This window comes from Curtobacterium sp. PhB78 (assembly GCF_003751685.1).
Taxonomy (GTDB): Bacteria; Actinomycetota; Actinomycetes; order Actinomycetales; family Microbacteriaceae; genus Curtobacterium.
On the sequence record NZ_RKIA01000007.1, the window covers coordinates 95,908 to 115,104 of the forward strand.

The 19,197-nt window shown below is 70.3% G+C and carries 20 protein-coding genes; 18 read left to right on the plus strand and 2 right to left on the minus strand.

Features of this window, described 5'->3' with window-relative positions:
• The first annotated feature begins 62 nt into the window (after window positions 1–62).
• The 14 genes from tilS (at window position 63) to EDF53_RS16430 (ending at window position 12,830) form a co-directional block, all read left to right on the plus strand.
• On the plus strand, window positions 63–1,082 hold the full coding sequence (tilS, locus tag EDF53_RS16370; RefSeq protein WP_123294541.1) for a tRNA lysidine(34) synthetase TilS: 1,020 nt from the start codon (window positions 63–65) through the stop codon (window positions 1,080–1,082).
• A 9-nt stretch (window positions 1,083–1,091) separates the two neighbouring features.
• The gene (gene hpt / locus EDF53_RS16375) at window positions 1,092–1,643 is read left to right on the plus strand and encodes a hypoxanthine phosphoribosyltransferase (RefSeq protein ID WP_111086933.1); all 552 of its coding nucleotides are present in this window, start codon (window positions 1,092–1,094) and stop codon (window positions 1,641–1,643) included.
• Between the two features lie 135 nt (window positions 1,644–1,778).
• A complete protein-coding gene (gene ftsH / locus EDF53_RS16380; RefSeq protein WP_123294542.1) occupies window positions 1,779–3,767 on the plus strand; it encodes an ATP-dependent zinc metalloprotease FtsH in 1,989 nt (662 codons plus the stop codon).
• Window positions 3,768–3,776: 9 nt separating this feature from the next.
• Complete coding sequence (folP, locus tag EDF53_RS16385) at window positions 3,777–4,643, plus strand: dihydropteroate synthase (protein ID WP_185021087.1); 867 nt, start codon at window positions 3,777–3,779, stop codon at window positions 4,641–4,643.
• Window positions 4,640–5,029: a dihydroneopterin aldolase gene (gene folB / locus EDF53_RS16390; RefSeq protein ID WP_123294543.1), complete on the plus strand. Its 390-nt coding sequence runs from the start codon at window positions 4,640–4,642 to the stop codon at window positions 5,027–5,029. The genes folP and folB overlap by 4 nt, the downstream gene beginning before the upstream one ends.
• The gene (folK, locus tag EDF53_RS16395; protein ID WP_123294544.1) at window positions 5,026–5,583 is read left to right on the plus strand and encodes a 2-amino-4-hydroxy-6-hydroxymethyldihydropteridine diphosphokinase; all 558 of its coding nucleotides are present in this window, start codon (window positions 5,026–5,028) and stop codon (window positions 5,581–5,583) included. Before folB ends, folK begins: the two co-directional genes overlap by 4 nt.
• A complete protein-coding gene (locus tag EDF53_RS16400) occupies window positions 5,580–6,068 on the plus strand; it encodes a DUF3180 domain-containing protein (protein ID WP_123294545.1) in 489 nt (162 codons plus the stop codon). Before folK ends, EDF53_RS16400 begins: the two co-directional genes overlap by 4 nt.
• A gap of 58 nt (window positions 6,069–6,126) precedes the next feature.
• Window positions 6,127–6,648, plus strand: coding sequence for a PH domain-containing protein (locus EDF53_RS16405; protein ID WP_123294546.1), 522 nt, complete (start codon window positions 6,127–6,129; stop codon window positions 6,646–6,648).
• A 9-nt stretch (window positions 6,649–6,657) separates the two neighbouring features.
• The gene (locus EDF53_RS16410; RefSeq protein ID WP_123294547.1) at window positions 6,658–8,415 is read left to right on the plus strand and encodes a PH domain-containing protein; all 1,758 of its coding nucleotides are present in this window, start codon (window positions 6,658–6,660) and stop codon (window positions 8,413–8,415) included.
• Window positions 8,412–9,104 (plus strand): Rossmann-like and DUF2520 domain-containing protein, encoded by a 693-nt coding sequence (locus EDF53_RS16415; protein WP_165901135.1) that lies wholly within the window; start codon window positions 8,412–8,414, stop codon window positions 9,102–9,104. The genes EDF53_RS16410 and EDF53_RS16415 overlap by 4 nt, the downstream gene beginning before the upstream one ends.
• Before the next feature lie 217 nt (window positions 9,105–9,321).
• Window positions 9,322–10,848 carry a lysine--tRNA ligase gene (gene lysS / locus EDF53_RS16420; protein ID WP_123294549.1) on the plus strand — a complete coding sequence of 509 codons (1,527 nt, stop codon included), beginning with the start codon at window positions 9,322–9,324 and terminating at the stop codon, window positions 10,846–10,848.
• A 29-nt stretch (window positions 10,849–10,877) separates the two neighbouring features.
• Window positions 10,878–11,081: a hypothetical protein gene (locus EDF53_RS16425; protein ID WP_111086942.1), complete on the plus strand. Its 204-nt coding sequence runs from the start codon at window positions 10,878–10,880 to the stop codon at window positions 11,079–11,081.
• A 180-nt stretch (window positions 11,082–11,261) separates the two neighbouring features.
• Window positions 11,262–11,393 (plus strand): hypothetical protein, encoded by a 132-nt coding sequence (locus EDF53_RS19725; RefSeq protein ID WP_258373406.1) that lies wholly within the window; start codon window positions 11,262–11,264, stop codon window positions 11,391–11,393.
• Window positions 11,394–11,771: 378 nt separating this feature from the next.
• Entirely contained in the window at window positions 11,772–12,830 is a 1,059-nt protein-coding gene (locus EDF53_RS16430; protein WP_123294550.1) for a sigma-70 family RNA polymerase sigma factor, read from the plus strand.
• A gap of 150 nt (window positions 12,831–12,980) precedes the next feature.
• On the opposite strand, the gene EDF53_RS16435 is transcribed toward EDF53_RS16430, so the two are convergent.
• Window positions 12,981–13,913: an NAD(+)/NADH kinase gene (locus tag EDF53_RS16435; RefSeq protein ID WP_111086944.1), complete on the minus strand. Its 933-nt coding sequence runs from the start codon at window positions 13,911–13,913 to the stop codon at window positions 12,981–12,983.
• A gap of 70 nt (window positions 13,914–13,983) precedes the next feature.
• Here EDF53_RS16435 and EDF53_RS16440 point away from each other — a divergent pair, with 70 nt between their 5' ends.
• Together EDF53_RS16440 and EDF53_RS16445 are read left to right on the plus strand one after the other, a co-directional pair.
• On the plus strand, window positions 13,984–14,460 hold the full coding sequence (locus EDF53_RS16440; protein WP_185021088.1) for a Clp protease N-terminal domain-containing protein: 477 nt from the start codon (window positions 13,984–13,986) through the stop codon (window positions 14,458–14,460).
• Window positions 14,461–14,682: 222 nt separating this feature from the next.
• The gene (locus EDF53_RS16445) at window positions 14,683–17,202 is read left to right on the plus strand and encodes an ATP-dependent Clp protease ATP-binding subunit (RefSeq protein ID WP_123294552.1); all 2,520 of its coding nucleotides are present in this window, start codon (window positions 14,683–14,685) and stop codon (window positions 17,200–17,202) included.
• Window positions 17,203–17,287: 85 nt separating this feature from the next.
• Here EDF53_RS16445 and EDF53_RS16450 read toward each other — a convergent pair whose 3' ends face one another.
• Window positions 17,288–17,740 (minus strand): SRPBCC family protein, encoded by a 453-nt coding sequence (locus tag EDF53_RS16450; RefSeq protein ID WP_123294553.1) that lies wholly within the window; start codon window positions 17,738–17,740, stop codon window positions 17,288–17,290.
• 98 nt (window positions 17,741–17,838) lie between these two features.
• On the opposite strand from EDF53_RS16450, the gene EDF53_RS16455 reads away from it, so the two are divergent.
• On the plus strand, window positions 17,839–18,381 hold the full coding sequence (locus EDF53_RS16455; RefSeq protein WP_173170102.1) for an amino-acid N-acetyltransferase: 543 nt from the start codon (window positions 17,839–17,841) through the stop codon (window positions 18,379–18,381).
• A 64-nt stretch (window positions 18,382–18,445) separates the two neighbouring features.
• A complete protein-coding gene (locus tag EDF53_RS19075; protein ID WP_148058379.1) occupies window positions 18,446–19,132 on the plus strand; it encodes a hypothetical protein in 687 nt (228 codons plus the stop codon).
• The last annotated feature ends 65 nt before the right edge of the window (window positions 19,133–19,197 follow it).

Consider the following 19,197-nt stretch of genomic DNA (forward strand, 5'->3'; position numbering starts at 1 on the left):
CTGTACTCCTGGTGTGTCGGTGGGGCTGTCGGTGGTCCCGAGAGCGCGGCTAACGTTACCGGGTGAACTCTCCGCGTCCCCGGCTGGACCCTGCCGTCGCCGAGACCCGCCTGGCGGTCCGCGACCTGCTCGCCACCGCGCTCGACGACGGCGTCGTCACCGCGGGTGACCTCGTGCTGGTCGCGCTGAGCGGCGGACCGGACTCGCTCGCGCTCGCCGCGGCCACCGCGTTCGAGGCGGGCAAGCAGGGGCTCCGAGCCGGGGCAGTGGTCGTCGACCACGCGCTCCAGGCGGGCTCCGAGGCGGTCGCGAGCCGCGCCTCCCGGCAGGCATCCGAGCTGGGTCTGGACCCGGTCGAGGTCCGCAGGGTCGCGGTCGGCTCCGACGGTGGTCCGGAGGGCGCCGCCCGGGAGGCCCGCCACGCGTCGATCGCCGCGGTCGCGTCCGCCACCGGGTCGCCTCTCGTGCTGTTGGGACACACCCTGGACGACCAGGCCGAGACGGTGCTGCTGGGCCTGCTGCGCGGCAGCGGGCCGGACAGTCTGTCGGGCATGCTGCCGCTCGCACGGCGCGACCAGGGGCCGGCCTACGGCCGCCCGCTGCTCACCGTGCGTCGGCACGCGACGCGGCAGGCGTGCGCCGCCGCCGGGCTGGCGCCGTGGCACGACCCGCAGAACGACGACCCCGCCTACGCCCGTGTCCGCGTGCGGAACACCCTCATGCCGGTGCTCGAGCGCGAACTCGGTGCCGGCGTGCCCGAGGCGCTGGCGCGGACGGCGGACCAGCTGCGCGAGGACTCTGCAGCACTCGACCACTTCGCCGAGGAGATGGCGGAGGACATCGCCGAGCACTCCGAGGCCGGCATCTCGCTGTCCGTCCGGGCGCTCGGGGCGAACCCGCCGGCGCTCCGGCAGCGACTCGTGCGCCTGGCGGTGGAGAGCGAGTTCGGGGTGACGCTGTCGCGCGTGCAGACGCTCGAGGTCTGCCGGCTCGTCACGGACTGGAGCGGACAGGGGCCGATCGACCTGCCGGGCGTCCGGGCGTCGCGATCCGGTGACCGCCTGTCGTTCAGTGCCGGTTAGGCTGGACCGGTGGAACTCTCCGACGTCCAGGCAGACCTGTCCGAAGTCCTCTTCACCCCCGAGCAGATCGACGACAAGCTCGCCGAACTCGCGGCGGTCGTCGACGCCGACTACGCGGGCCGCGACCCCCTGCTCGTCGGTGTCCTGAAGGGTGCCGTCATGGTGATGGCCGACTTCTCGCGGCACCTCAAGATGCAGGCGCGGATGGACTGGATGGCGGTGTCGTCGTACGGCTCCGGCACGAAGTCGTCCGGTGTGGTGCGGATCCTCAAGGACCTCGACACCGACCTGCACGGCCGCGACGTCCTCATCGTCGAGGACATCATCGACTCCGGTCTGACGCTGTCCTGGCTCAAGCAGAACCTGCAGTCCCGCGGTGCCGCGAGCGTCGAGATCGTCGCCCTGCTGCGCAAGCCCGAGGCCGCCAAGGTCGAGGTCGACGTCAAGTACGTGGGCTTCGACATCCCCGACGAGTTCGTGGTCGGCTACGGCCTCGACTACGACGAGCGCTACCGGAACCTGCGCGGTGTCGGCGTCCTGGCGCCGCACGTGTACTCGTAACCCGTCCAGGGGGTACTTGCCTCGGGTTGAGTTCGCCCGCAGAGGACACCCATTCTCGCCACAGAATCGCGGCCGTATGCTGACCTGCACGCAACTTCGGCAGAGAAAGGTGTCGGGCACTCGCGCCCGGATCACATGAACTTCAAGCGCATCTTCCGCGGCCCGTACCTCTACGTGCTGATCGCGCTGGCGGGCATCTTCATCGGCTGGAGCGTCATCAGCCAGGGCAGCACGACCGAGGTCAGCACCCAGAAGGGCCTCGAGCAGCTCGCCGACGGCAAGATCTCGTCCGTCATCGTCAACTCCACCGAGCAGCGGGTCGACATGATCACCCGCGACGGCGACAAGCAGGAGCAGTTCTACTACTCCACGCCCCGTGGCGAAGAGGTCATCCAGGCCGTCAACGACGCCAACCTGCCCAAGGGCTACGACGACCACGTGAACACGGGCAACTGGTTCCTGTCGCTCCTCGGCGTCCTGCTGCCCTTCCTGATCATCGGTGCCCTGTTCTGGTTCCTGCTCTCGAGCGCCCAGGGCGGCGGCTCGAAGGTCATGCAGTTCGGCAAGTCGAAGGCCAAGATCAACAACAAGGAGAACCCGCAGGTGTCGTTCGCCGACGTCGCGGGTTCCGACGAGGCGATCGAGGAACTCCACGAGATCAAGGAGTTCCTGAAGGAGCCGGCGAAGTTCCAGGCCGTCGGCGCCAAGATCCCGAAGGGCGTGCTGCTGTACGGCCCTCCCGGAACCGGCAAGACCCTGCTCGCCCGCGCCGTCGCCGGCGAAGCGGGGGTGCCGTTCTACTCGATCTCCGGTTCGGACTTCGTCGAGATGTTCGTCGGTGTCGGTGCGAGCCGTGTCCGTGACCTCTTCGAGCAGGCCAAGGCGAACTCGCCGGCCATCGTCTTCATCGACGAGATCGACGCCGTCGGTCGTCACCGCGGTGCCGGCATCGGCGGCGGCAACGACGAGCGCGAGCAGACGCTCAACCAGCTGCTCGTCGAGATGGACGGCTTCGACGGCAAGACGAACGTCATCCTCATCGCCGCGACGAACCGTCCCGACGTGCTCGACCCCGCGCTCCTGCGTCCGGGCCGCTTCGATCGCCAGATCGGTGTCGACGCCCCGGGCATGGCCGGCCGCAAGCAGATCCTCGAGGTGCACGCGAAGGGCAAGCCGCTCGCCGCGAGCGTCGACCTGGAGCTGCTCGCCCGCAAGACGCCGGGCTTCACCGGCGCCGACCTGGCGAACGTCCTGAACGAGGCCGCGCTGCTCACCGCCCGGTCGAACGCGCAGCTCATCGACAACCGCGCGCTGGACGAGGCCGTCGACCGCGTGATGGCGGGCCCGCAGCGTCGGACCCGGATCATGTCCGACCAGGAACGCCTGATCACCGCGTACCACGAGGGCGGCCACGCCCTGGCGGCAGCGGCGATGCGGCACACCGACCCGGTCACGAAGATCACGATCCTGCCGCGCGGCCGTGCCCTCGGGTACACGATGGTGCTCCCGCTCGAGGACAAGTACTCGGTCACCCGCAACGAGCTGCTCGACCAGCTCACCTACGCCATGGGTGGACGCGTCGCCGAGGAGATCGTGTTCCACGACCCCACCACCGGCGCCTCGAACGACATCGAGAAGGCCACCGGCACCGCCCGCAAGATGGTCACCGAGTACGGCATGAGCCAGGCCGTCGGGTCCGTCAAGCTCGGTTCCGGGTCGAGCGAACCGTTCGTCGGCCGCGACATGAGCGGTGGGACCGGGCGCGACTACTCGGAGAACATCGCCCAGACCGTCGACGCCGAGACCCGTGCGCTGCTCGAGGCGGCGCACAACGAGGCGTACCAGGTGCTCAACGACAACCGCGACATCCTCGACCGCCTGGCCGGTGAGCTCCTCGAGAAGGAGACGCTCGACGCCCCGGAGCTCGTGGAGATCTTCAAGGACGTCCGCAAGCTGCCGGAACGCCCGCAGTGGCTCTCCAGCGACAAGCGTCCGGTGAGCAACCTGCCCGCGATCGACGTGCCAGGGCAGGCCGCCGCCACCGCAGCGGACCAGTCGGACAGCGAGTCGACCTCGAAGCCCCGTCGTCGCCCCTTCGGCAACCCGGGTATCGCCCCGGCGTAGGGGGCCGGCATGACCGACCTGCCGACGAGACGTGCTCGTCGGCTCGACACCCGCGGCGGTCCGACACCGGACCGCACGCGGGTGTTGGGCATCCTCAACGTGACGCCCGACTCGTTCAGCGACGGCGGGCTGCACCAGGCCTACGACGCCGCCGTGCAGCACGCGCGTGACCTCGTCGCCGCGGGCGCCGACATCATCGACGTCGGTGGGGAGTCGACGCGGCCGGGCTCGGAGCGCGTGCCGGTGCCGGTCGAGCAGGAGCGCGTCCTGCCGGTCGTCCGGCAGCTCGTCGCCGAGGGCATCCCGGTGAGCGTCGACACGATGAACGCCTCGACCGCCGAACGGGCCGTCGAACTCGGCGCCGCGATCGTCAACGACGTGTCCGGCGGCCTGGCGGACCCGGACATGGCCCGCGTGGTCGCGTCGACCGGGGCCGGGTTCGTGGTCATGCACTGGCGTGGCCACAGTGACCGGATGTACCGCAACGCCGAGTACGTGCACGCCGTCGACGAGGTCCGTCGCGAGGTCGAGATGCGGGTCGCCGAGCTCATCGTCCTCGGGGTGCGCCAGGAACAGGTCGTGATCGACCCGGGCCTCGGCTTCGCCAAGCAGGGCGTGCAGAACTGGGAGATCCTGGCCGGCTACGAACGGTTCGCCTCGATCGGTCTGCCGGTGCTCGTCGCCGCATCACGCAAGCGGTTCCTGGACGGCGTCGGCAGCCCCGAGGGCGCCCCGCCGAAGGACCGCGACCTCGCCACCGCCGCCATCAGCCTGCTCGCCGCCGAACGCGGCGCGTGGGGGGTGCGCGTGCACGACCCGGCACCGACTCGTGCCGTGCTCGACGTCTGGGACGCCTGGAGGGCAGCTCGCTCGTGAACGACACCATCCGCCTCGTCGGGGTCCGCGCCCGCGGCCACCACGGGGTCTTCGACCACGAACGTGCCGACGGTCAGGACTTCGTCGTCGACGTCGCCGTGGAGCTCGACGCCCGTGCGGCCTCGGGCAGCGACGACCTCGACGCCACCGTGCACTACGGCGTGCTCGCCGAGCAGGTCGTCGCCGAGATCGAACGCGACCCGGTGGACCTGATCGAGACCCTCGCGGAGCGCATCGCGGCCGCGGTGCTCACCCACCGTGCGGCCCTGGCGACCGAGGTCACCGTGCACAAGCCGCAGGCACCCATCACCGTGCCGTTCACGGACGTCTCGATCACCATCCGCCGTGCCCGCGGGGCGACCGTGCCGGACGAGGAAGAAGAGTGAGCCGCGTCGTCGTCGCGCTCGGCGCCAACCTCGGCGACCGGGGGAGCACCCTCCGCGCCGCCGCCCGAGCGGTCGCCGCGCTGCCCGGGGTCCACCCGGTGGCGTCGAGCCACGAGGTCGAGTCCGTCGCCGTCACCCTGGACGGCCGCGACGACACCAAGCCGCGGTACCGCAACGCCGTCGTGGTCGTCGACACCGACCTCGAGCCGCAGGCGTTCCTCGACGCACTGCACGGCATCGAGGACGAGCACGGCCGCACCCGCGACGTCCGTTGGGGCGACCGGACCCTCGACCTCGACGTCGTCGCCGTCGACGACCTGCACATCGACACCGCCACGCTCACCGTCCCGCACCCCCGTGCCGCCGAGCGCGCGTTCGTGCTCGCACCGTGGCTCGACGCCGACCCCGCGGCCGTCCTGCCCGGCGCCGGGCCGGTGGCCGACCTGCTCGCCGCCGTGGGGGACGACACCGAGCGCGTCGACGAGCCGCGCCTGTTCGCGGACGTGCCCCGCGCCTCCCGGGCCACCACCGAAGGGAACGTGACCCAGCCGTGAAGCCGACCCGTCCCTCCACCCTGCTCAGCATCGCCGTCGTGACCGCGGTGGCGGGCTTCGCGTTCGACGCGGTGCTCGCGTCGCGACAGTCGCCGACGCTGCTGCTCGCCGTGCCGCTCGGCATCACGCTCGCGTTCATCGGCGTCGCCGTCGTGCTCATGGCGCGACCCGTCCGCCGGCACGCCCGCGAGGGCGCGGGCCGGCAGCGGCCGGTCGACCCGCTCTACGCCACGCGCGTGGTGGTGCTGGCGAAGGCCTCGAGCATCTGCGGCGTCCTGTTCGGCGGCTTCGCGATCGGGTTGGTCGTGTACCTCCTGACCCGCTCGGTGACGCCTTCGCTAGGCTCGACCCTGCCGAACGTGGTCGCCGTCGGGGGCGGGATCGTGCTGACGGTCTGCGCACTCGTGGCAGAGCGCATGTGCATCGCTCCTCCGAGCGACGACGACGAGCCGGGCGACCCCCGGAACGGCACGACGGCGAACTGACCCGAGCGCACCCCGCACGACGGCGAACTGACCCGAGCACACCCACTGGAGGCCCGCGATGGCGCGTGAACGACTCGACGAGCCGGGCCTCGGCCTGACCCGCATCGACTGGACCAGGGTGTCCGCGAAGCTCGTGTGGACCGAACTCATCACGACCCTGGTGATCGGCCTCGTGGTGACCGCCGGCCTGGTCCTGATCGGGATCGTGAACGACGGCTTCGGCTCGGGCGCCGGAACGGTCTGGCTGCTCATCGGCATCGTGGTGCTCGTCATCACGCTCGTCACCGCGGCGCTGACGCCCCGCCGGGTCCGTGCGATCGGCTACGCCCTGCGCGACGACGACCTGGTGGTCCGCCGCGGCCTGATGTGGCAGCGCTTCACGGCGGTGCCGTACGGGCGCATGCAGCTCGTCGACGTGGCGCGCGGTCCGCTCGACCGGGCGCTCGGCATGAGCGAGCTGAAGTTCGTGACCGCCGCGGCCGCCACGAACGTCCGCATCCCCGGCATCCCCGCGACCGACGCCGACGAACTGCGCGACCGGCTCGTCGAGCTCGCCGAGTCCCGCCGCGCCGGGCTGTAGGGGGTCGCGGTGACCTTCCGACCCGGCCCGCCGCCGCCCGCCCCGCCCACGCGCGGGAACGCCGCCGCCGCCGCGCCCCTGACCGACGGCGAGTGGCACCGCCTGCACCCGCTGACCCCGCTGCTCAAGGGCGGGATCTTCCTGATCGTCATCCTCGGCTACGTGCTGAACAGCCTGCGCGACCAGCTCGTCGAGTTCTTCATCCCGGGCGGCGAGCAGCAGGACGGCGACCCCGTCCGCTACGTCTACGAGCACGGCGTCGTCGGCTGGGTGCTGCTCGGCGTCGCGGTGTTCCTGCTCGTGCTGATCGGGCTCTTCTACCTGTCCTGGCGGATGCACGAGTTCCGGGTCACCGGCGAGATCGTCGAGGTCCGCTCGGGCGTGCTGTTCCGGAACCACCGCAAGGCCCGGCTCGACCGGATCCAGGGCATCAACATCTCGCGTCCGCTCATCCCGCGGGTGTTCGGCACGGCGAAGCTCGAGATCGCCCAGGCCGGCAACGACGCCAACGTGCAGCTCGCCTACCTCGGGGTGAAGGCCGCCGACGACCTGCGGCTGCGCATCCTCGTGCTCGCCTCGGGTGCGAAGGACGACGACCGTGGCAGTGGTCCGGCGCGTGCGTCGAACGGTGTGCTGCAGGACCGCGTCGACGAGATGTTCTCGCCCGAGCTCGACGCTGCCGCGGTGCAGGCCACCCGGATCGTCAAGGTGAAGCCCGGTCGGCTGATCGCGTCGATGCTGCTCTCCGGCACCACCGTCTTCATCCTGCTGGCCGTGGCGGCGATGATCGTCAGCGTCGCGCTCACCGGCGAGTACGGGATCCTGTTCGGCCTGTTCCCCGCCGTGATCGGTGCGGGCAGCTACTACGTCCGCAAGTTCTCGCGGTCGCTGCAGTACACGATCGCCGAGACCCGCGACGGCATCCGGATCGGGTTCGGGCTCGTCTCGACCTCGAACGAGACACTGCCCCCCGGCCGCATCCACGCCGTCAGCGTCGCGCAGCCGCTGCTCTGGCGCCCGTTCGGTTGGTGGGACGTCCGGATCAACCGGGCGACGAACGCGGGCAACGGGGCATCGAGCAACCAGCAGGCCTCCGCCATCGTGCTGCCCGTCGGCACCGCGGCCGACGTCCGCGAGGTCCTCGACATCATCCTGCCCGGCCTGGTCGGCACTGCCGTCGCGGGCCCCGAGGCCTCGCAGGAGGCCCTGCGGGAAGGCTCTGCCGAGGCCGTCAGCGTCGTCGACGACAGCCTCACCACGAGCGGCGACCAGGGCGGCTTCGTGCACTCCCCGCGCCGCGGTGCCTGGCTCCGGCCGTTCGCGTTCCGACGCAACGGGTACCGGTTCGTGCAGGGCGCGGTGTTGCTCCGGCTCGGCGCCGTCTGGCGGTCGCTCGTCATCGTGCCGCTGCCCCGGGTGCAGAGCGTCAAGGTCGAGCAGGGTCCGCTCGAGCGTGCCCTGCGGCTCGCCGCCGTCCACGTGCACACCGTCGCCGGGCCGGTCTCGGCCCGCGTCGGTGCGCTCGACGCACGGGACGCGCAGCGTCTGTGGTCCGAGACCACCCAGCGCGCCGTCGAGGCCGCTGCGGTCGACACGTCCCACCGGTGGCGCGAACGGGAGGCCCGTCCCGCGTCCGCCAGGCACGCTGCGGACGTGCCGTGGCCCGGGACCGGAGCCCCTGCCGGACCCGACGGCGACCACCGGCCCGGCACCGTGCCTCCCGGACCGGGGTGGAGCGACGTCCCGCCCACCGGAGCGGCCCGATGAGGGCCGGGCGCCTCGGCGTCGGCGTCGTCGGTGCCGGACGGGTCGGACCCGTACTCGGCGCCGCACTCGCGAACGCGGAGCACGCGGTCGTCGGGGTGACCGCCGTGTCCGCCGAGAGCCGTGACCGTGCCGAGGCGATGCTGCCCGGCGCTCCCGTGCTCGCGACGCCGGACCTGGTCGAGCGGAGCGAACTCGTCCTGCTCGCGGTGCCGGACGACCAGCTGGCCTCACTCGTGCAGGGCCTGGCGGACGCCGGCATCTGGCAGCCCGGGCAGCTCGTCGTGCACACCAGCCCGGACCACGGCGTCGGCATCCTCGCCCCCGCGATGGCGGCCGGTGCGATCCCGCTCGCCATCCACCCCGCGATGGCGTTCACCGGCACCAGCGTCGACCTGTCGCGGCTCCGTGACGCCTACTGCGCGGTCACCGCCCCGTCACCCGTGCTGCCCATCGCGCAGGCCCTGGTGGTCGAGATGGGCGCCGAGCCGTTCGTCATCGCCGAGGGGGACCGGCCCGCGTACGCCGACGCCGTCCGCGCCGCCGTGAGCTTCTCGACCGCGATCGTGGACCAGTCGGCGGGCACGCTCTCCGGCATCGGCGTCGACCACCCCGGCCGGGTGCTCGGTGCGCTCGTCCGCTCCGCCGTCGACAACGCACTGACGGCCGCCGACGGGCAGTCCACGCTGTAGGGGCATGGCGGTCGGTCACGACTCCCCGCTCAGTTCCGCCGAGCGGTCACGAACCGTCGGCCCGCCGCGCTCCGGCCGACGGAACGTGACCGGTCGGCGCCGCACCGGCGGGGAGTCGTGACCAGTCGAGGGGACCCGTCCGGGCGCGGTTCGGGGGCGGGCGCGCGGCGCGGGTAGCATTTCCCCCGACCCCCACGACCATCGGAGCCGCACCCGCATGACCGACGAGACCGCCACCACCGACACCGCGATCGCCGACGCCGCCGCACTGGCCGAGCAGGAGACCAGCGAGCAGCGACAGGTCCGGCTCGACAAGCGCGCGAAGCTGCTCGAATCGGGCATCGAGGCGTACCCCGCCGAGCTCCCGATCACGACGACGATCCCGGCGATCCGTGACCAGTACGCGCACCTCGAGACCGGCGAGGAGACGCAGGACGTCGTCGGTGTCGCCGGCCGCATCGTGTTCTCGCGCAACACCGGCAAGCTCTGCTTCGCGTCGCTGCAGTCCGGCGACGGGTCTCGCATCCAGGCGATGGTGTCCCTCGCCGAGGTCGGAGACGAGTCCCTCGCGCGCTGGAAGGAGTTCGTCGACCTCGGCGACCACGTCTTCGTGCACGGCCGCGTGATCTCCTCGCGCCGCGGTGAGCTGTCGATCATGGTCGACGAGTGGGCGATCGCGGCGAAGGCGATCCTGCCGCTGCCGAACCTGCACAACGAACTGAACGAGGAGACGCGGGTCCGCCAGCGATACCTCGACCTCATCGTCCGCGACGAAGCACGCGCCACCGTCCGCGCCCGCGCCGCCGTGATGTCCTCGCTCCGCCAGACCTTCACCGAGCACGAGTACCTCGAGGTCGAGACGCCGATGCTGCAGACCCAGCACGGTGGCGCCTCGGCTCGTCCGTTCGTGACCCACTCCAACGCGTTCGACACCGAGCTCTTCCTGCGCATCGCGCCCGAGCTCTTCCTGAAGCGCGCGGTCGTCGGCGGCATCGACCGGGTGTTCGAGATCAACCGGAACTTCCGCAACGAGGGTGCCGACTCGTCGCACTCGCCCGAGTTCGCGATGGTCGAGGCGTACCAGGCGTACGGCAACTACGAGCAGATGGCCGACCTGACGCAGGAGCTCGTGCAGCGCGCTGCGCGGGCCGTGACCGGCGGCTCGCTCGAGGTCACCCTGCCCGACGGCAGCACGTACGACCTCGGCGGTGAGTGGCCGCGCATCGACATGTACGGCTCGCTGTCCGAGGCTGCCGGTCGCGAGATCACCCCGGAGACCCCACTGTCCGAGCTGCAGGAGCTCGCCGCTGCCGAGGGCGTCGAGGTCGCGCACGCCACGCACGGCAAGTACGTCGAAGAGCTCTGGGAGCACTTCGTGATCGACTCGCTCGACCGCCCGACGTTCGTGATGAACTTCCCGGTCGACACCTCGCCGCTCACCCGCGAGCACCGCACCCGACCGGGCATCGTCGAGAAGTGGGACCTGTACGTCCGCGGCTTCGAGCTCGCGACGGCGTACTCCGAGCTCGTCGACCCGGTCGTGCAGCGGGAGCGCTTCGTCGAGCAGGCGAAGCTCGCAGCCGGCGGCGACCCCGAGGCGATGCGCGTCGACGAGGAGTTCCTGCGGGCCCTCGAGCACGCGATGCCGCCGTCGGGTGGCATGGGCATGGGCGTCGACCGCCTGCTCATGGCGATCACCGGCCTCGGCATCCGCGAGACGATCCTCTTCCCCCTGGTCAAGTAAGACCCGGTTCCCCGGGGTACGATGCTCCGGTGCCGCATGGAGTCGTGACCGGGATCATCTTCGCCCTGACGCCGACCATCGTCGTCGGCCTCATCTTCTGGTTCGTGATGCGCGCCATCATGCGGGCCGACCGCACCGAGCGTGCCGCGTACGCCAAGGTCGAGGCCGAGGAGCGTGCCCGGTTCGAGCGGGAGCACGGCGTCCCCGCGCCGGCACCGGCCTCGGCCGAGTAGCGCCGCCCGACCCAGTCCTGTCCGAAGGCCGTCGCCCCATCGTGGGCGGCGGCCTTCGACGTCTGTGCCCCTCCAACGTCTGCGCCCCCTCGACGGCTGTGCCCGCTGGACGGCTGTGCGCCCTCGACCGGTCACGCCCCGTTCACCTCGCCGTCGCGCGCCGGGGTGAGCATCGTCCGCATGGCAACCACACATCCCTTCACGGGTCGCAGCCTCGTCGGTGACATCGAGAGCGAGTACGACGAGTTCGACCGAGACGCCGACCTCGAGGCGTCCAAGCGCCGGGACGGGTGGCTCGAACCCTCCTGGTGACCCCCACCCACTCGGTTTTCGGGGTACGACCACCGGATCGCGTCGATCCGGCCGGACGTACCCCTTTTGTATGTCCGGAAGGCGCGGCGGTGCGGGGTACAGGTTCGGAAACGCGTGAGAAACACTCCTGCAACGCCGGAAACATCACGTCACACCCTTGATCCGCGGCAGTTCGGGGGACCACACTGGCAGCATCGCTGTACCCCACGGGGGACGGTTTCGATGACGAAGCACGGAGATGCCTGAGAATCATTCCGATCGGTTTGTGGGGTACACCTCCGGACCGCTTTACTCGTGAACACCCCAAGCAGCACCCAGAAGCAACACCCCCAGCACCACCGCACGAAGCCATCACCGCCGAACGCAGGGAGCAACACCATGACGATCGCACCGGCTGCACCGAGCACCACCCGCCGCGCCACCACGAAGAAGGCAGCGGCATCGAAGACCCAGGGCGCCGAGTCCGCGACGACCTCCCTCGACACCGAGGTCGAGGCCGACGAGCAGCTCGCCGGCGTCCGCGGTGCCTCCGTCGACCAGGTCGGCGACTACCTGCGCCACATCGGTCGCCTCTCGCTCCTCACCGCCGAGGAAGAAGCGCAGATCGCCCGTCGCATCGAGGTCGGCCTGTTCGCGGAAGAGAAGCTCGCGACCGAGAAGGGTCTCGCGAAGACCCTGCAGCGTGAACTCCGCTGGCTCGTCCGCGACGGTGAGCGCGCCAAGGAGCGCATGATCACCTCGAACCTCCGCCTGGTCGTCAGCATCGCGAAGCGCTACTCGCAGCGTGGGCTGCCGTTCATGGACGTCATCCAGGAGGGCAACCTCGGCCTGGTCCGTGCGGTCGAGAAGTTCGACTTCACGCAGGGCTACAAGTTCTCGACCTACGCCACCTGGTGGATCCGCCAGGCGATCTCGCGTGGTCTCGCCGACAAGGCCCGCACGATCCGCATCCCGGTCCACACCGTCGAGCTGATCAACAAGATCTCCCGCACCGAGCGTGACCTGACCGTCGACCTCGGCCGCGCGCCGATGCCCGACGAGGTCGCCGCCGAGCTGAGCATGACGGTGGAAGAGCTCGTCGACCTCAAGGGCCGCTCGCACGAGCCGGTCTCGATCCACACGGTGGTCGGCGACTCGGACGACAGCGAGCTCGGTGACTTCATCGAGGACGAGGACGCTGCGTCCCCGAACGAGCTCACCGAGACCACGCTCCTGCACCGCGACATCCGTTCGATCGTCGCCGAGCTGCCGAGCGAGGAAGCCAACGTGATCCGCATGCGCTACGGCCTCGACGACGACAAGCCGATGACGCTCGACGAGATCTCGAAGATCGTGCACACGACCCGCCAGGCCGTCAGCCGGGTGGAGTCGCGCGCCAAGCTGCGCCTGTTCGCCAAGGCGGTCTCGCAGGACATGCAGCTGTACCTGACCGACTGAGGTCAGCAGGCTTCGGCCGGCGCTCGCGTCGGCAGGGGAACCCGAGTCGGTCTGTGGGAAGACGATCCGGTGGGGTGATGGGAAGGCCCGCTCGAGCACTGCTCGAGCGGGCCATTCACGTTCGTGGGCACCGGACGCTTGCCCGGACCGCTACTGGTCGAGTTCGCGCCCGAGCTTCTGCCGCAGATCGCTCGGGATCAGCTCGATGAGCTGGTCGGGCCGGACCGGCAGGTCGAGCAGGCTCAGCTTCACCCGACCGGTGCGTCCGTGCCGTTCGGCGTCGAGTCGCACGACGCTGCCGGCGTCCTTGCGGAGTCGGACGTCGATCTGCGCTCCGGTGGCGACCTCGCCGACGACGAGCCCGTCGACCTCGAGTGCGGCGCTCCTGGTGCCCTCCGCGATGTCGAACCGGTAGCGCTCGCGGGCGGCGAGCACCACGGCCCGGTCGATGCCCGCCATCGGGGCGACCGGGGTGACGACGGACCCGGAGAGTGCGGGGGAGAGCACCGGGCCCCCCGCGGCGTAGTTGTACGCGGTGGAGCCGGCCGGGGTCGCGGCGACGATGGCGTCGGCGCGGTAGTAGCCGTAGCCGAGCCCGCCGACACTGAGGTCCGCCGACACCTGGCCGGAACCGGGGCGCCGCACGATCGTCAGGTCGTTGAACGCCAGGTAGTCCGTGCGTGCGCCGCTCCAGGACAGCCGGGCCTCGAGCGCGTGGTGCGGCTCGAGCTGGTACTCGCCGGCCGACAGCCGGTCGAGCGCTGCCTCGAGTTCGGGCGGTTCGATCTCCACCAGGAACCCGACGTTGCCGTAGTTCACGCCGAGCACCGGGACCGGGCGCTTCGCCACGAGTCGCATCGCGCCGAGCATGGTGCCGTCGCCGCCGAGGGCCACGACGAGGTCGACGCGTGCGGTGAAGTCGTCGTCCTCCACCGCGGTGATGCCCCCGCCGATCCGCTGTGCATCGGCTCGGCGGGCGACGAGCTCGCCCCGGCCGGACGCGTTCCATCGCTGCAGGGTCGTGACGGACTCCTGCACGTTCTTGGTCGGGTGGACGACGAGGCCGACGACGGGCTGATCCATGACCGGATGGTACCGAGCCGCGCTGAACCGAGGGGTGTTGAATTGCCATCGCATGCGATATTCTGAATACATGCAGATCGCTCAGCTGTCCGTCGCCCTCCCCACCGTCCGGCAGGGTCGCGAGATCGTGCTGCTCGCCGACCTCGAGTCCCACGAGACGGGCTTCGGCTTCGTCGACGCGGAGCACCTCCTGCTCGCCTCCGTCACCCTCTGCAGCGGGATGCCCCGGTTCCGCCCGATCCTCGACGCGCACGGCGTGACCCCAGAGGCCGTCCGCTCCGAGATCAGCGTCTTCGTCGGTGCGCGGGCCGCGTGCCCGGACGAGCACGACCGGGTCGCCTGCACCCCGGCGGCCGCCCGGGTCCTCGCACGAGCAGCCGTCCTCGCCGGTCCGGCCGAGCGCGTGCGCCCGGTGCACGTCGTGCTGGCCGTCCTCGACGGCGTCGACGACCCCTTCATGGGCTCGGCGCACGACGTCCTCGACGCCCTGGGCGTCGAGCCGCGCCGCTTCCGGCGCGCCCTGCGCCGGGCAGCGCGCCGCGCCTGAGACGCGACGGAACACCAGACGGGAGGCCCGTGGCGGACGCCGCCACGGGCCTCCCGTCGTCTGTTCCGTTCGCTCACTGCGCACATCGCGCAGTGAGGTCACGCCCACGGCGAACAGGGGCAGCCCGCACGGGGAGCGCTGGTTACTCTCGGAGTACGTGACCGGACTCAGACGAGACCGGACCAGCTGTCGGCTCCGTCAGAAAGGGCCAAGGGAGAGCACATGTTCGAGAGATTCACCGACCGAGCCCGTCGTGTTGTCGTCCTCGCTCAAGAAGAAGCGAAGATGCTCAACCACAACTACATCGGCACCGAGCACATCCTCCTCGGCCTGATCCACGAGGGCGAGGGCGTTGCTGCCAAGGCGCTGGAGTCGCTCGGCATCTCGCTCGACGCCGTCCGCGAGCAGGTCCAGGACATCATCGGCCAGGGTCAGCAGCAGCCGACCGGGCACATCCCGTTCACGCCGCGTGCCAAGAAGGTGCTCGAGCTGTCCCTGCGCGAGGCGCTGCAGCTCGGCCACAACTACATCGGTACCGAGCACATCCTGCTCGGCCTGATCCGCGAGGGCGAGGGCGTCGCAGCCCAGGTGCTCGTGAAGCTCGGCGCCGACCTCAACCGGGTCCGCCAGCAGGTCATCCAGCTCCTGTCCGGCTACCAGGGCAAGGAAGCGGTCGCCGTCGGCGGCGAGCAGCAGCAGAACGCGCAGCAGGGTTCGCAGGTCCTCGACCAGTTCGGTCGCAACCTCACCCAGGCCGCGCGCGACGGCAAGCTCGACCCCGTCATCGGGCGCGAGAAGGAGATGGAGCGGGTCATGCAGATCCTCTCCCGCCGCTCCAAGAACAACCCCGTCCTGATCGGTGAGCCCGGCGTCGGCAAGACCGCAGTCGTCGAGGGCCTCGCGCAGGCGATCGTCAAGGGCGACGTGCCCGAGACGCTGAAGGACAAGCAGCTCTACTCGCTCGACCTCGGGTCGCTCATCGCCGGTTCCCGCTACCGCGGTGACTTCGAGGAGCGCCTGAAGAAGGTCACGAAGGAGATCCGCACCCGCGGCGACATCATCGTCTTCATCGACGAGATCCACACGCTCGTCGGTGCCGGTGCTGCCGAAGGTGCGATCGACGCCGCCTCGATCCTCAAGCCCCTCCTCGCCCGCGGTGAGCTCCAGACCATCGGTGCCACCACGCTCGACGAGTACCGCAAGCACTTCGAGAAGGACGCCGCACTCGAGCGTCGCTTCCAGTCGGTGCAGGTCAACGAGCCGTCGCTGCCGCACACGATCAACATCCTCAAGGGCCTGCGCGACAAGTACGAGGCGTTCCACAAGGTGTCCATCACCGACGGTGCGATCGTCTCGGCCGCCAACCTGGCGGACCGCTACGTGCAGGACCGCTTCCTGCCGGACAAGGCCATCGACCTGATCGACGAGGCCGGCGCACGCCTGCGCCTCTCGATCCTGTCGGCGCCCCCGGAGCTCCGCGAGTTCGACGAGAAGATCTCGACGGTCCGTGGGTCGAAGGAAGCCGCCATCGAGGAGCAGGACTTCGAGAAGGCAGCCAGCCTGCGTGACGAGGAGAAGAAGCTCCTGGGCGAGCGACTCCGCCTCGAGAAGCAGTGGCGTGCCGGTGACGTCGCCGCGTCCGGCACCGTCGACGAGGGCATCATCGCCGAGGTCCTGGCGCAGGCCACGGGCATCCCGGTGTTCAAGCTCACTGAAGAGGAGACCTCGCGTCTCGTCTTCATGGAGAAGGCACTGCACCAGCGCGTGATCGGTCAGGAAGAGGCCATCTCGGCCCTGTCCAAGACCATCCGCCGGACCCGTGCCGGTCTGAAGGACCCGAACCGCCCCTCGGGCTCGTTCATCTTCGCCGGGCCCACGGGCGTCGGCAAGACCGAGCTCGCCAAGGCGCTCGCCGAGTTCCTGTTCGACGACGAAGGCGCACTGATCTCCCTCGACATGTCGGAGTTCGGCGAGAAGCACACCGTCTCGCGTCTGTTCGGTGCCCCTCCCGGGTTCGTCGGCTTCGAAGAGGGCGGCCAGCTCACCGAGAAGGTGCGCCGCAAGCCGTTCTCCGTGGTCCTGTTCGACGAGATCGAGAAGGCCCACCCGGACATCTTCAACTCGCTGCTGCAGGTGCTCGAGGAAGGCCGTCTCACCGACGGTCAGGGCCGCGTGGTCGACTTCAAGAACACCGTCATCATCATGACCACGAACCTCGGTTCGCAGGGCATTGCCGGTGGCCCGGTGGGCTTCCAGGTCGAGGGTGACTCGGCCGTCGGCTACGACCGCATGCGCGGCAAGGTCAACGAGGAGCTCAAGAAGCACTTCAAGCCGGAGTTCCTCAACCGCGTCGACGACACGATCGTGTTCCCGCAGCTGTCGCAGCCCGAGCTGCTGCAGATCGTGGACCTGTTCGTGAAGCGCCTGGCCGACCGTCTGCTCGACCGCGACATGACGGTCGAGCTCACCCTCCCCGCCAAGGAGCAGCTCATCAAGGTCGGGTTCGACCCGTCCCTCGGTGCACGCCCGCTGCGTCGCGCGATGCAGCACGAGGTCGAGGACCAGCTGTCCGAGCACATCCTGCAGGGTGAGCTCACCGCCGGTGACCACGTGAAGGTCGACTTCGTCGACGGTGCGTTCCACTTCGAGACCGGGCGTCAGCCGGGCCGCGAAGAGGTCCTCGCCGGCGCAGCCGCGGTCGAGACCGCGACCGACGCGCCCCAGGGCGAGATCGAGTCCTAGGACCCGACACCAGACAGACGGGAGGCCCGGTGCCAGCTGGCACCGGGCCTCCCGTCTGTCCGTGTGCGGACGTGTCAGGCCGTGATCACGCCTGCACGTCGCCGCGCCAGCCCGTGTCGGTCGGAGCCGACTCGACGCGCTCCTTGTAGTTCTGCAGGTCCTTCTTGATGGCGTGGCCACCGACGCCGACCGCGGCGCCGAGCTTCTCGAGGAAGCCGGACGGCTCCCAGTCGATCTGCGCGGTCACGCGCGTCTCGTCGTCGGAGAGCTTGTGGAAGGTGACGACGCCGGCGTGGTCGGTCTCGCCGTCCTTGACGGTCCAGGCGACCCGCTCGTCGGGGTGCTGCTCGGTGATGACGGCGCGGAACTCGCGCTCCTGGCCGGCGACCTTCACGGTCCAGTCGGTGGTCTTGTCGTCGACCTGGACGATCTTCTCGACCTCGTCGAGGAAGTGCGGGAACTCCTCGAAGCGGGTCCACTGACCGTACGCTGCGGAGACGGGGACGTTGACGTCGACGGTTTCGATGATCTGAGGCATGGTGTGGACGGTAGGCGGCCGCGCCTGGGCGCAGTACAGCGGGATGTCCCCCGGAGCGGTCGGCTGCCGCTCGTCCACGCGCGGCTATGGTTGTCGGGATGACAGAGCACGGGAAGCACGCGTTCCACGAACGTGACGAGCACGGGATCCTGGTGCGTCCGGCACTCGCCTCGGACGTCCCGCACATCCAGCGGCTCATCGCCCCCTACGTCGACCGGCGCATCCTGCTCGGCAAGGAGAACGTCGCGCTCTACGGCTCGATCCAGCAGTTCCGGATCGCCGAGGGGCCCGACGGCGTCCCGATCGGCTGTGGTGCCCTCGCCGTCTTCTGGGACGACATCGCCGAGGTGCGCACGCTCGCCCTCGACGCCGACTGGATCCACAAGCGCGTCGGACACCGCATGCTCGAGGCGCTCGAACACGACGGCCGCGAACTCGGCGTCGCGCGGATCTTCTGCCTGACGTTCGAGGTCGACTTCTTCGCGAAGCACGGCTACCTGGAGATCGGCGAGCAGGTCGTCGAACCGGCGGTCTACGCCGAGCTGGTGCGGTCGTCGGACGAAGGGGTCGCGGAGTTCCTCGACCTCGCCCGGGTCAAGCCGAACACCCTCGGCAACACCCGCATGCTGAAGATCCTCTGACGCTTTCGCGCGGCACCCGGCGGGGGTCCCGCACCGGGCATCCGCGGTTGTCTACCCTGTGCGCATGTCGTCGTTGCGTCACCCCGTCGGGCCCGAGAAGCCGGTCGTGTACTGGCGCCGTCGTGCAGCCGTGCTCGGCGCACTCGTGATCATCGTCGTGGTGGTCGTGCTCATCGTCGTCGGACGAGGGAGCGCGTCGACGCCGACGGCAGCGCCCACGTCCTCGCCGTCCGCTTCGGCCCCGGCTTCGGCCCCGGCTTCGGCTTCGGCCGGTGGTGCGTCGTCCGCTGCCCCGTCCCGTTCGGCGTCGGCATCCGCGTCGGCGTCTGGGTCGGGCGCTGCCGACGGGTCGACGTGCAGCAAGGACCAGGTCGTCCTGACGCCCGTGCTCGACAAGGAGGCGTACGGCCCCACCGAGGACCCGAAGATCGCCATGTCGATCAAGAACACCGGCACGAACTCGTGCCACCTCGACCTCGGGTCAGCGCAGCAGGTGCTGACGATCAGCTCCGGCGAGGAGCAGTACTGGTCGTCGAAGGACTGCCAGACGGGCGGCACGAACCAGGACGTCACGATCAAGTCCGGGCAGACCCTGACCACGCCCGCGATCGCTTGGGACCGCACCCGGTCGTCCACCACGACGTGCGATGCGTCCCGCCCGGCGGTCTCGGCCGACGGGGCGAGCTACCACCTGCAGGTCGCGGTGGGGAACCTCGAGTCGAAGGCCTCGGTGCAGTTCATCCTGCAGTAGCCCGGGCGTCGCGTGGGCTGGTAGCCTCGATGCAAGTGGATTGGGAATGCCCGATCGGCGTCGAA